The 13616-nt window shown below is 34.8% G+C and carries 12 protein-coding genes; 4 read left to right on the forward strand and 8 right to left on the reverse strand.

Annotated features, from left to right (window positions below; all coding sequences use genetic code 11):
- Positions 1-368: 368 nt before the first annotated feature.
- From C8D94_RS05340 to C8D94_RS05350, 3 genes are all read left to right on the forward strand, one after another.
- Positions 369-2609, forward strand: coding sequence for an FUSC family protein (locus C8D94_RS05340; RefSeq protein WP_115122831.1), 2241 nt, complete (start codon positions 369-371; stop codon positions 2607-2609).
- 100 nt (positions 2610-2709) lie between these two features.
- Entirely contained in the window at positions 2710-4299 is a 1590-nt protein-coding gene (locus C8D94_RS05345; RefSeq protein WP_115122832.1) for an FMN-binding glutamate synthase family protein, read from the forward strand.
- 69 nt (positions 4300-4368) lie between these two features.
- Entirely contained in the window at positions 4369-5001 is a 633-nt protein-coding gene (locus C8D94_RS05350; protein WP_115122833.1) for a hypothetical protein, read from the forward strand.
- Positions 5002-5157: 156 nt separating this feature from the next.
- Here C8D94_RS05350 and C8D94_RS05355 read toward each other — a convergent pair whose 3' ends face one another.
- From C8D94_RS05355 to C8D94_RS05390, 8 genes are all read right to left on the reverse strand, one after another.
- Positions 5158-6279 (reverse strand): exonuclease/endonuclease/phosphatase family protein, encoded by a 1122-nt coding sequence (locus C8D94_RS05355; protein ID WP_115122834.1) that lies wholly within the window; start codon positions 6277-6279, stop codon positions 5158-5160.
- A gap of 2 nt (positions 6280-6281) precedes the next feature.
- Positions 6282-6944, reverse strand: coding sequence for a P-loop NTPase family protein (locus C8D94_RS05360; protein ID WP_115122835.1), 663 nt, complete (start codon positions 6942-6944; stop codon positions 6282-6284).
- Entirely contained in the window at positions 6928-7599 is a 672-nt protein-coding gene (locus tag C8D94_RS05365; protein ID WP_115122836.1) for a hypothetical protein, read from the reverse strand. The genes C8D94_RS05360 and C8D94_RS05365 overlap by 17 nt, the downstream gene beginning before the upstream one ends.
- A 6-nt stretch (positions 7600-7605) precedes the next feature.
- On the reverse strand, positions 7606-7887 hold the full coding sequence (locus C8D94_RS05370; RefSeq protein ID WP_115122837.1) for a helix-turn-helix domain-containing protein: 282 nt from the start codon (positions 7885-7887) through the stop codon (positions 7606-7608).
- A gap of 322 nt (positions 7888-8209) precedes the next feature.
- Entirely contained in the window at positions 8210-9046 is an 837-nt protein-coding gene (locus tag C8D94_RS05375) for an RteC domain-containing protein (RefSeq protein WP_115122838.1), read from the reverse strand.
- Between the two features lie 169 nt (positions 9047-9215).
- Positions 9216-10127 (reverse strand): helix-turn-helix domain-containing protein, encoded by a 912-nt coding sequence (locus tag C8D94_RS05380; protein WP_115122839.1) that lies wholly within the window; start codon positions 10125-10127, stop codon positions 9216-9218.
- 3 nt (positions 10128-10130) lie between these two features.
- Positions 10131-10619: an asparaginase domain-containing protein gene (locus tag C8D94_RS05385; RefSeq protein WP_115122840.1), complete on the reverse strand. Its 489-nt coding sequence runs from the start codon at positions 10617-10619 to the stop codon at positions 10131-10133.
- 109 nt (positions 10620-10728) lie between these two features.
- Positions 10729-11895 (reverse strand): hypothetical protein, encoded by a 1167-nt coding sequence (locus C8D94_RS05390; RefSeq protein ID WP_115122841.1) that lies wholly within the window; start codon positions 11893-11895, stop codon positions 10729-10731.
- A gap of 217 nt (positions 11896-12112) precedes the next feature.
- Between C8D94_RS05390 and C8D94_RS05395 the strand changes: the two genes are divergently transcribed.
- Positions 12113-13597: a Fic family protein gene (locus C8D94_RS05395; RefSeq protein ID WP_245946186.1), complete on the forward strand. Its 1485-nt coding sequence runs from the start codon at positions 12113-12115 to the stop codon at positions 13595-13597.
- Positions 13598-13616 lie beyond the last annotated feature (19 nt).

The following is a 13616-nucleotide window of genomic DNA, read 5'->3' on the forward strand; positions in this document are numbered from 1 at the left end:
AATACTTATTATTTATCTAATATACAGCTAAATAACTCCTTCTGTGTTATTAATTGCAATTGCTGTACCTATTATTTGTTAGTATATCCAATAATCTCATATAAATTTGAAAATCAATATGTTAGATTGATAATTGTTTTGTATTTATCTTTGTGTGTGAGTGATAATTACCCGATAGGGTAATTATTACCCGATTTTGTTTTCCTATTTCTCAATTTTAAAACGTGCTATAATCCCATCGAGAGATGAATAATACATTAAATTTCCACGCTAAATATTAATCTCAAAAGACTAACGAATTTGTAATGATACCATTCATTTACAGTTTAATATTCGTAAAATGAATGGTACCTTTAACATAACCATTAATGATTAGTATCATTACAAGCTTCATAAAAAATAACCTTAAGGAACTTTCAGAATTCTTAAAAAGCACCAGCTTTTCAAAGGCTATTTTGGTAGGTGTCGCCATTACATTACCAATTGTTACTGGAATTGTTACAAACCGTTTGGACATTGGTCTTGCTATAGGTTTTGGTGCCTTTTGGTGCTCGCCCAGTGATGTGAGTGGTAGCTTAAAACACAAGCAAATTGGAATTTTGTTTTCATCCATTTTGGTTGTAATAATCAGTTTTTTTGGAGGTTATTTTCATATTTCCAACATTTTTCTTTTTCCGCTATTGGGCGTTTTAACCTTTGGAATTGCGTTTATTTCTATATATGGGTTTAGAGCTTCACTTATAAGTTTTTCTGGATTACTTGCTTTGGTTTTGAGTTTTGCTATTACTTCAGAAAATTTGGAAGTATATCAATATGCATTATTAATCGGGTTAGGAGGTATTTGGTACCTAGTGTTATCTACATTAGCATACTTAATAAACCCTAAAGCTCAAACTGAGGAAACTCTCACAGAGATAATGCTTCTCACAGCAGATTTTCTGGATGCCAGGCGAAAACTCATTGGGGAGCAACCCGATAGAACCACTTTGCAAAATCAATTGATGACCTTGCAAATTGAAATAACGAACCTTCACGACATCTTGCGGGAAATTCTCATTTCTTACAGAAAAACATCAGGAAAATCTAAATACCAAAGTAAGCGTTTGTTGATTTTTATTCAACTGGTAGAATTACTGGAAACCGCTACTGCTAATCCTGTAAACTATGAAAAAATGGATACACTATTTGAAGTCCATCCTAAATTTAAAACCGATTTTCAAAAATTGATTTCAGAGTTGTCAAACCAACTTCGTACCATAGCTAACAATTACCACAAACCTAAACGAAAACTCTCAAGCAATACACTTATGTCCATTTTTGAAACTCTTGAGATTGATGTTCAAAAATTAAAAAATGCATTATCCTCAGATAGTTATGAAGATTTTTTAATACTCCAAAACTATTTAGATTATCAAAAGAAACAGTATGAAAAGCTCAAGAAGATCAAATGGTTATTGGGCACTCCTGAATTAACTTCAGAACATATTTTGGAAAAGGATAAATTGAGACTTTTCATTGGTGCGCAGGATTACAACCCTAAACTTATCCTAAGAAACCTGAGTTTTAGGTCAACAATTTTTAGACATTCGCTACGCTTAGCAATTACTGTAATGGTAGGTTATGGTATAGGCTTGCTGTTTGATCTGCAAAATCCGTATTGGATTATCTTGACCATAATAATCATAATGCGCCCTAGTTATGGATTAACAAAAACACGTTCTAAAGACCGAATAATCGGTACACTCATTGGGGCCGTCGTAGCGAGTGGTTTCGTATTTCTAATAGATCATCCTTATATATATGGCGCATTTGGAGTAGTTTCTTTAGTGGCTGCGCTTTCTATGGTTCAAAAAAATTACAAAGCATCATCTGCTTTTGTGACGCTGAGTGTCATTTTTATTTATGCCATTATACAGCCTGATATTTTAAGGGTCATACAATTTAGAGTTATTGATACTCTAATTGGTGCAGGATTATCATACCTCGCAATGCGATTTTTGCTACCTGCGTGGTCATTTATGGAAATTGGAGACACGATAAAGGATGGACTAAAGGCAAACACAGCATTTTTTAAATCAATCAGTAGTTATTATCAAGAAAAAGGTAAGGTCCCAACCAGTTTAAAAGTAAACCGAAAAGAGGCCTTTTTGCAAATGTCTAATTTAAGTGCTGCTTTTCAACGTATGGCTCAAGAACCAAAATCAAAGCAAAATCACATAGATCATATTTATGAGCTTGTGGAAATTAACCAAAGTTTTTTGACCTCCTTAACATCGTTAAGTGCATATATACAAAACCATAAGACCACCAAAGCTTCCAAAGAATTTAAACAAGTTTCAGAAAAAATACAACAAAATCTAGATGCAATTTGTTTGCAATTAAAATCGATCGATTTTGAAAATCCTAAAATGCATTCTAATTCAACAAAGTCAAAGATTGAAACTCCAACACTTGGGTTATCAATAGAAAAGCTTACTAATGAGGTAATTTCCAAAACTGATAATGTACGTGCTCATAAGGAAGTGCACCTTATCTGGGAGCAGTTGTATTGGTTGTATAGCTTAAGTGAAGATATGTTGAAGTTAGTAGTTAAATTTCAATTATATTGAGTTCATAAAATACATTCTTGTCAAACTTATCTTTAAATTTGATTTTCTAAATTTATATTAGAACAATTCCTTTTTTCAATTAAAGTATTAAACTTAAGGTATGAAAGTTCGTGAACAGTTTATTTTAATTTCCGTAATTGTAGTGATTTCTATTATAGGAATAGCATTTTTTTGGGAACCAGTTTTATGGCTTTTTATTATAATAGGCCCTCTAGTTTTGTTAGGGGTTTTTGATATTTTTCAAAAAAAGCGAACGATAAGAAGGAACTTTCCCCTAATTGGCCGTTTTAGATATGCTTTAGAGTCCATTAGACCAGAAATAATGCAGTATTTTGTGGAGACCGATACTTCTGGAAGACCTATTAATCGTATTCTGAGATCGTTAGTGTACCAAAGAGCGAAGGGGGAAAATGATACAGAGCCTTTTGGTACACAAATGGATATTTATCATTCCGGATACGAATGGATGGAACATTCTATGTATGCAAAAAATAATCCTAAAGACATAGGTAAGTTTCCACGGTTAATTATTGGAGGGAAGGATTGTAAACAACCATACTCCTCTAGTTTATTAAATATTTCTGCGATGAGTTTTGGTTCTTTGAGTAAGAATGCCGTTTTAGCGATGAATAAGGGGGCTAAAATGGGAAATTTTGCGCAAAACACCGGGGAAGGTGGAATAAGTGACTATCACTTAAAGCACGGGGGTGATCTTATTTGGCAAATTGGAACTGGATATTTTTGTTGCAGAAAAGATGATGGTACTTTTAACGAAACTACCTTTAGGGAAAATGCGCTTCGACCCGAAGTTAAAATGATAGAGATTAAGTTATCACAAGGAGCCAAACCAGGACACGGAGGTATCTTGCCGGCTATTAAAAATACTGAAGAAATTGCAAGAATAAGACATATTAAACCTGGCATTGCCGTTCATTCTCCACCGTCTCATTCAGCTTTTTCCGATCCAATAGAGTTTATGCATTTTATCCAAAGACTTCGTGATCTATCCGATGGTAAACCCATTGGATTTAAACTATGTCTTGGGCGTAAACAAGAGTTTATGGATTTTTGTGAAGCGATGCTTTTTACCAACATAATGCCAGATTTTATTTCGGTTGATGGTGGTGAAGGTGGAACAGGCGCAGCACCTGTTGAGTTTTCTAATTCAATGGGAATGCCGCTACGTGAAGGTCTCATTTTTGTACACGATACCTTAACCGGTTTTGGTTTAAGGAAAGAGATAAAAGTAATTGTAGCAGGAAGGATTATTACAGGGTTTCATATGGCCAGAGCTATAGCTTTAGGCGCGGATGGGTGTAATAGTGCGCGTGCAATGATGCTCTCTATAGGATGTATTCAGGCTTTACAATGTAACAACAATACGTGTCCTGTTGGCGTTGCTACTCAAAACAAATCACTAGTCAAAGGTTTGGTAGTAGATGATAAAGCACCTAGAATTAAAAGATATCACGAAGCTACTATCCATAGCTTTTTAGAATTAATTGCTGCGGCAGGACTCAATGGGCCAGAAGAATTAGACCGAAGTCACATAAGCAAAAGGGTTGGGATGTATAACGTGCAAACCTATGATGAGATTTATCCATATATAAAAGAAGGTTGTTTGGTTAATATGGAAACAGTGCCTGAAGAATATAAAAGGTTTTTTCAACTTACAAGGTTAATGAAATAATATTCACATCGTTAAATTATTTAAGATGAAATGAAAAAATTCTAATTTTTCATATAAAGAAAAGTCCTAATGAAACATATACCAATTTTACTAGTATTTTCAATTTTGATTGCGGGCTGTAGTCCCACAAAGTTGATTCAGCAATATAAAAATCCTGATGCTGTAAACTTTAATGCAAATAAAGTACTCATTATTGGAGTTTCGGCGGACAAAGACTTACGCCTCATTTATGAAAAAAGAATGGTAGAAGAGTTAAATAAAAAAGATGTAGCGGCTGTTAAAAGTATAGACCTTTTTGAAAAATCTTTTACAAATAATGAAAAAAAGATAGAACAACTTAATGAAATCGAAAAAGAGCTCTTCAAAGCTGGTTACGATGCCATACTTATTACTAAAATTACGGATAGGAGAAGCAAAATAAGTATGACGGATTCTTACCGAAATTTTGCAAAAAAACATCAATCTTTTGAAGAGTACTATTATAACAATCAACATATTTACTTATCAAAACAGCTAGAACGGAATCAAGTATACACTACCGAGACTTCTTTATATTGTATTTGCCCAGAGAAAGAACGAGAGTTGTTATGGCGAGGTGAGATTGACGTTGTAGATGCTACTAAAATTAATAGAAATATTAATAGTATCATTAGTGTTCTTCTTAAAAACTTAAAAGCAAATAAACTGTTGTTGCGAAATTAAAGATAGTAATAATAAGAAAGTTTTAATCTTATTGAACAGAGTGTAGGTGGCCATTTTACAAAGAAAGGTTGTCATATTTTCTCCTCTCTTATAATGGCTACAGATTAAGCAACAATCGAGTTTACGGAACAGTAGTAAATTTTATAAGATTTACACCTATATATTAATTTTTGTCCAAACCGCAGGATGTTCACTCGCGGCCTGTTTTTTAGAATGCATAGTAGGATAAACCTTCCAAATAGGGCGCTTTTTAGGAAGTATCCCTTTTCGGTTAAGACCGCAATCCTTGACATTGGTAAATAGATTAGGAGAAAGTAATAAATAGTCTTTCTGTTTGATATTTACTCCTAAGCGATATGCACCCAACCTAAAATAATCGGCATCGCTGCCTTCATCAAAGTCTACATTAAACGATTTGTGTTTAGTTACATCCTTTAAATCTGTTTCGCGCAATAATGGTGAAAGCGAATCAGAATAGGAAACTGAATTTAATGTGCCAGCAATGATGATGTTTTCGTGACCAGATTTAAAGAGTTGGTGATATACATTCGCTATTTGTTCGGCTTGAATCTTACGGTATGCATCCGTCATTTCCTTGTCTGAGGTTTCTTCTTGCAGATGAGCGGCCAGCAACCATATGGTCTGATTAGATGTCGTTTCAATTTCATATTGAAAAAACTCTTTTTTCGGATTAAGGCTATTGTCGATATCGAAAGGATGGGTTCTAACAGATTTGATGCGGTAACCATCTTTCAGTAAAACTCCCATTTCCTGACCACGTTTGTCGCTACCTTGAACAACTGTTACCTCTTGAAATGGTTCACAATCATATTCGGGCAACAGTAGGGCGTTAAATTCTTCCAACGAAGCCCTATCTTCGATTTCCTGCAAGAGCAATATGTCTGGATTTACATCGGCTATAGCTCTGGCTTTATTTTGCACCGCTTTTGGGTCAATAGGGGTAGTTCGTAAGGCTATCCAACCGTTCCAATCGGTAAGTTCGCAAGATTTCATTTCCTTAGAATAGTCCATCCCTTTTAAGAAAACAAAGCCGGCTCGCTTACGCATTACAGCATAAGGTACATCAAAGGTTTTGTCAAAACCCAATAAAAAAACAAGTTCTTGAATACGCTCGGCATTATTTGATGCACGACTGTTTCCCCGCATTAGTTCATCAAGTTCATTTATCCAATCTGTAACGCATTTTCCGTACGGTTTTTCTAAAAGGGTTCTGTCTCTGTGGAAGAGGTTCTGGATGTTAAATGTGGCTATTTTCATAACTATTTACGTTTATCATTAGTATTCTCATCAAATGCAATCAGGTTAAAAAGTTCCCGCATCCTGCTCCGTACTCGATTGCCGTATCGTTCTTCGAGTTCTTCGGCATTGAGGTTCGTGGTGGCGTGTGTTTTAATTTTTGATTTGGTTTTTAGAAACAGATCGTACCGTGAAAGAAGGACTTCGCCCATCACATTACAATCCTTGCCATAGTGCCGACCTATGGGCTCTACACCCAAATCATCGAAGCAGATAGGACTGCTGTCACCATAATCTTCAATGATTTTATATCCCAGATGATTGAAACCGAAAACAATGTTGCGACAAGGAGCAAACAAATAGGGGCGTTGTAATGGAACCAAATTTTTTAACAGTTTTATCAAACTGGTCTTGCCACAGCCTACGGGACCTGTAAGTAAAATCCCTTTTTCTGGGTCAATGTCATTTTTTTGGCAATTTTCTTTATCCTTGATGAAGTAATGGCAGAGTTTTCGGATGATGTTTTCGTCTTCAGTATAAATTCTGAAATGATCTCCAAAAAGCAATTTTCCCTTTGCATTTAGATAGATAAGTATTTTATCAAAATCGTACAGTACGCTTTTTCCATCAAATTTGCCCAAGGTGTACTCAATGCCACCTTCAATTATTTTAGAGGGGTTGTCCATAATCCTTGACTTTAGTAGTTTTAAGGTTGTCCCTATTTTGAGACAGTTCCTTTTCCGTTTGTTCTTTTTTTATTTCAGCAGCTTTTAGCATCCAATTTTTAGCTGAAGCTTGCCAATCGACAATTTTTATTTTACCGCCAACTTTCCACCCAATTGAGGTGTAGTGGTTAAAGAACTTTCTGCCCTCGATAGATGGCCATTTCTTTTTTTTGAAAAAATCCAAAACCTCATTTTCATTTTTGGGTAGCTTAGGTTTATTTTTGTTTTCTATTTGTTTATTACTGTTTGTGTTAGATACTAATGCTTGTCCCACAACTTGTTTAATACTTGATCCAGTAGTTGTACCACTACTTGTATCACCACTTGTGCCGAATTTGAGCATCTTGATTTGACTGCCTTTGTATGGATTATGTGAGGGCATATAATAAATGTATTTCCAGTCGTTCAAATTCTTTAGGCATCGGTGATAGGTTGCTTTGGAGCCTATTTTTGCCATTGCCATCACTTCTTCCCGGTTGATGTAGAACACCTCCGGAAAGCGGTGGATGTTCCAGAACTGAAACAAAGCAACATACAAGCTGATGTGGGTGGGGTTCAATCTGGAGTCCATCGAGAATTGCTGAAAGACTGCGTTTAAATGTTTTATATAATTCATACATCATTAATCAATTTTATGATGAACTCTATTGGCCGTCATTACAGATTGAATTTCCTCAACATCGTAATAGATGATGCCACCTATTTTTGTGTAAGGTAATGTACCGTTGATCCGAAGATTTTGTAATGTGCCTGGGCTTACTTGAAGCATATCCATCACTTCGGAAGACTTCAGATATTTTTTGAGTTTTCCCGTAGCTTGTTTTGATAAAAGTTTTTTGATGTCATCGAGCAATTCGATTTTGAATTCCCGAAGGTCGTCTGTGGTTATGATGCTTGTTGGCATAGTAGAACGGTTTTAGTAGAAAGAGACTTCCGTTTAGTGTTCAACTAAAATGATAGTCCCTGACCGGATTTAACTTTCGTTCTACAAATTTGTAGAGTATTATTGAGTTTTCTTCCCCAGTACAACCGTACTACGGTCAAAATTTAACATCTTAAAATTTGATAGATATTGTAGTGTTTTGACGGTTATTTACTGGAAATTATATGTCAAAACATTCCAATTTAAATGAATACAGGACACAAAATAAAAAGACCGTAGGTTAACCGTAGTACGGTCTTTTTTTGTGTCTTAACAAGTGGGTGTAAATACTTGGTAAAGTTTATTATTCCTCACTTTTAGCCATCTCAGTGAGTAGGGAGGTCATAAGCTGGTCGAGAAATAAAGTGCGACTATTTTTACGATTTTTGATGTCTTGAAAGGTTTTGTAGATATCCTTTGGTTCAAAGTCGAATATTTCTTGTAACAACTTGGAAATTTTAACAATACTCAGCTTATTATTTTTAGATAGTCCAGCAGCATAAAGCGCATATACGAATTCAACCCAATCTGTATTCGTAAACGGCCAATCAATTTTTTCAATTTGTTTTCCATTCAAATAGCTACCGTTTAGACTGTTTTTAACTTTAAGTTTCTTATGATTCATATACTCCACCAAAGAATTGTAAGCTTTATATTTTCCCAAAAGCATATCTCTGGGTGTGCAGAAATCAGGATCCTGGAAGTAAAATTTAGAAGTAGTTATATAGAAAGTATCCAGATGTTCCCGTGTGAAGTATTCTTCATCAAAATGGGTTGAGCCTGATTTAATATATTGTCCAAAATCAAGATTATATAAAAAGAATCGATTCAGTTTCTTGATCTTTTTTCTGATGAATTTTAATTGCGCAGATTTATCTGCTTTTGGAAACTGTATTTCGAAGGAATGAATTTCAGAAAAATAAATAAGTTCTTTGAGGGGAAGTTGTTTGGTTTCTTTGAAGAATTTGATTTCATCGCCCAGTGATTTGAAACCAAATTCCAAGACCTGCTTTTTAAACTCACTTAAAATACTTCTGCATAGAATTATTGACCGTTTGGCTTGCTTCAAAATCGGTTCATCTTGAAGTTTGATTTTTTCCAACTGGTCAGGTAACTGTGCAGATAGTAATTCGAAATTCATAAATAGGCCTCCATTCTTGGTGCAACATATTGTTAAGCTTTGATTGGTTTCGGTTGTAAAATTTCCTATAAAATTCTATATACCAAAATAACAAGTACAGTACTAAATTGATATGAAAAAAACCGTATTTTCCTACGGACTTGTATCATACCGTATAATTTGTGGATAATTATTTGGTTTTGAATCGTTTTATAAATTGTTTTCTGTTTTTCACCCCCGTTTTTTTATAGATGTTAGAGGCGTGTTTAGAAACGGTGCTTTCGGCAATGAATAATTCTTTACCAATATTTTTGTAAGATGAATTACTTAAAATAGCCAACGCTATTTCTATCTCTCTACGCGTAAGATTTTCATAGATTGCGGTTTGTTCAGTATTCTGAACGTCTGTGATATTGTTGAGTGCATATACCTCATACATTTTAGCTTTATTTTCAACGATGTATAAATACCGGTCAACTTCAATAACAGTTATGGCATAAAATGCAATGTTCATATTTGTAAACGTCAACCATTGATAATCGCCTATTACTGTAAATATTGGTAGTAGTGCAATACAAGCAACGCTAACTATGGACAACTTGTTTCGTCTTAAAATAAACTTGTTTGGGTTTTTAGGATTTGATATTCGCTTGTAAAATATCCTAAGAAATATAAATGCTGCAATCGCAATGGGAACAGTAAATGAAAAACGTGCATAATCCAGTGAACCAGTAACAAAATAAGGGCCTAAGAAAAGTATATGGAAACATACGATACAAAGTAATGCCAGATTTTTTATGGACGAACGAAACTGAAGTACAACAATATCATATTCTTTATAAAGATAGTAAACAATATAAATGCACATCGTTATAGCGATGCCATAGGTAATGATATATTGAAGAATAAAAGGGCCTGGAAAATTATCTATCGGTAAAAAACCTCCTGTAACGTTATAGGCTATGAAAAGAAAACCAAGTGTAAGAAACCTTTTATAATTACTGTTTTTATTTTTAGAAGCGAAGTATAAAGTGATCAATACAATAACTATATCTAAAAGTAGATAGAAGAACGTTGTCCAATGTATCGATGTGCCAAACATACCTCATTCATATTTTCTCTCAAATTTGTTGTCTTTAAGATTCTTGGTTACGTTATCCCAATTAAAAATTTGTCCGTTCATTGCTACATAAACTCCATTGTTAAGGTGCTGTAAAGCACTAACAGCATAACCTAAATTGAAAGAGGCGTCTGTATTATTTTCTGAGCCTAAAATAAATGAACCCACAAGAACAATTGTTTTTTTTAAGTTGAGTTTACCCAAATATTGAGCGGTGTCTTCCATTGTATAGGTACCGTGAGTGATTAAAACTTTTGTAGTTTTAATTGCAGTTATCCTATCCGCCAGCAGTTGTCTATCGGTTTCAGTTATGGCACGGCTGTCTTTTTTAAATACATTTTCGATAGTGTATTCAAAGTTAATATTTGCACTCTTTAGAAAATCCTTAATGGTAATATTAGATTCTGTAATTCCTTCATTATCCACATAATCTAATCCCTCGATAGTACCTCCGGTTGTGAGAATGTGAATCATAGTCCATTAATTTAAATGCTTGTATAAAGTTAGGGGATTTATTTTATATGAAGCAACTGAGCAATAACCACAGGTAGAACAAATTTTTTTTTATGAAAATGGTATGAAACTATTTGTCATCTACAGTTTCAATGAAATCTTCAATAGTTACACGTTTTTTTTCATCCAATAATAATGGGGAATCGTCATCTACTTTTATCCTTTTATAATTAATATCAGCCTGAATATTTACTGTAAGCGTTCCTTCTTGTTTATGAGTTTTGGACATAAATTTCCAATGTAATTCTAACCATACATCTTCTGGGTATGCTTTTAAAAAAATAGGGTCAGAACTAAAACTATCATCACTCACCAAAATTTTCTTTCTTGGTTCTAATTCAATGAGATTATTTTCTTTATCGATATATGTGTCAAATTGAATAGTTGGTGAATTATGAAAAAAAGTATAACCTTTCTTTTTTTCATAATTTTTATGGGTTGCTTCTGAAATTTGTTCAGGTAGCAACAAAATTAATTTCCAATGTTCTAACGGTTCGGAGCCGTCATTTGTGACTAAAAGAGTACTGTCAAAAAAACTACGATTGAATTCAGTTCGTTTTGGAACAGGCGTATACCCCATATCAAGTATACCGTGATTATTCCAAAGGTCTTCTTGAAAATCTGTAAAGATTTTAGGAATGTACTTCGCTGCCTCTTTTTCGAGCTCTTCGTATCGAGTTTTGGAGATTCTGGATTTTTGTGTAAACTTAGGATAAACCGTCATTTCCGTTTCCCCGTTTTTGAAAGTCACTTGTACAGATTGGTTGGTTTTAAACGAATTGCTGTTCAAATAATAATCGTAAGTGCCTTTGTTTTCTTTAATAAGATCAACGATATCCTCCCAAGAGTAAAGATAGACTTCAAAAATCCCTTGCTTAATATGTTCAAGATTTTTCTTTCTTACAAAGCTTTCAATCTTTGCATCCTTAACTGCAGTGGTAGTAAAGTACATTTTCTTTAAGGCAGGCTCGAAGGTTTTGGCTTTCTCAATTTCTTCAAGAATTTCTTTTTCGGTCAGTTGCTTGTGGGTATATAGGTCTTTTCCTTTACATTGAATCCCATAATAAGAATCTTCCCCTTTAGGTATTCCAGAAATATCAATACCGTTTTGATTTTGTCCATTGCGACCATTCATTGTAATTTCTGGACAATCCCATATTTCGCCCCAAAGCTTTTTACAGAGTCTTTCAAAGTCTTTCCAGTTATCTGGAGGTCGTAAGGATTTGGAAATTTTCATATACAGCCATATTTAAACGAAAATATTAATATTCCGTTAGAATTTCTATTTAATGGAAAATATTTTACTAAAATCCGCTTATACTGGAAAATATTTGACAGCATTGACTATTTAAATTTTTTTAATGGAAAGTCTTATGACAATTATAATGGAAAATATTTTGCAATAAATATTCTATAATGGAAAATATTTTGCATTTTTGCAGTTAAATTGATTTATGATGGAAAAAAATAGCCCATTGCATCTACAAGAAATTATTTTTGGTTCGCCAGATTCTGTAACCTCCCGTAGAATATCGAAGTGGGAGGATGACGGTATTGTACGAAAGATTGCTTCAAGAATCTATACGTCGAACTTTGAAGATACTCCAGAAGACATCATCCAACGAAATATATTTCCCATTCTTGGCAACTTATACCCGGGCGCTGTATTAAGTCATCGCTCTGCATTTGAGTTTAAGCCTACAGCTAGCGGTCAATTATTTGTAACGTACAAATACACCAAGAAAATAAAACTTCCCGGTATTACCATTCGGTTTATAGAAGGAGCGGGAGCGATTGATGGTGACACCTCCTTTTCGGGGGAACTAATGGTTTCACAACAGGAACGAGCACTACTTGAAAACTTACAGGTTTCCCGACAGACGGGTGCCGACTCCAAAACACTTGCGTATCCGCAGATAGAAGAAAAACTGGAACAGATTATCCGTGTTAATGGCGAGGATGAACTTAACGCCGTGCGTGACCGTACGCGTGAAATAGCTGAAGAGTTGGGGATGCATAAGGAGTTCGAAAAGCTTAATAAAATAATTAGTGCGCTATTGGCCACGCGATCTGCAAAGGAACTTAAATCGCCTGTAGCTGCTGCCAGAGCAGTTGGACTGCCTTATGACCCTGCGCGAGTGCAATTGTTTGAGATTCTTTTTAGAGAACTGAAACAACAGGAATTTAAGAATAGGGAAGAGCAAAATACAACGACTCAGGCCTATCGCAATTTTGCTTTTTATGAAAGCTATTTTTCCAATTATATAGAGGGAACCGTTTTTGAAATAGATACTGCAAAACAAATCATTGCCACCCAGCAACCGTTGCCAGCCCGTAATGAAGATTCCCACGATGTATTGGGAACCTATCAGTTGGTTTCCAATAGGCAGGAAATGAAAATAATACCGTATTCGGGTGAAAACCTGCTTGACATCTTGCAGTACCGCCACGAGATATTATTGAGTGCGAGAACAGATAAAAATCCCGGTAAATTCAAGAATAAAAATAATCAAGCTGGTAACACATCTTTTGTAGAAATGGAACTGGTGCGAGGAACGCTACTGCAAAGTTTTGACTTTTATAAAGCACTTGTGCATCCTTTTGCAAAGGCCGCTTATATGATGTTTGTGGTAAGTGAGGTACATCCGTTCTTAGATGGAAATGGACGTATGGCGCGGGTAATGATGAATGCAGAATTGTCTAGCGCTGGTCATACAAAAATAATTATACCCACCGTCTATAGGGAAGATTATTTGGGTGCATTACGCAGGCTGACCAGGAACAACGACCCAAAAGTATATATCCGAATGCTGGAAAGAGCCCAAGCGTTTAGTCATACGATTTATGGTAGCGATATGGATGCGATGGAAGCTATCTTAAACCAAAGCAATGCCTTTAAAGAAAGTAACGAAGGGGTTTTGAAGATAATAGAAAAATAATAACTTGTTTAAAATTTAA

The organism is Marinirhabdus gelatinilytica (assembly GCF_003353425.1).
GTDB classification, from domain to species: Bacteria; Bacteroidota; Bacteroidia; order Flavobacteriales; family Flavobacteriaceae; genus Marinirhabdus; species Marinirhabdus gelatinilytica.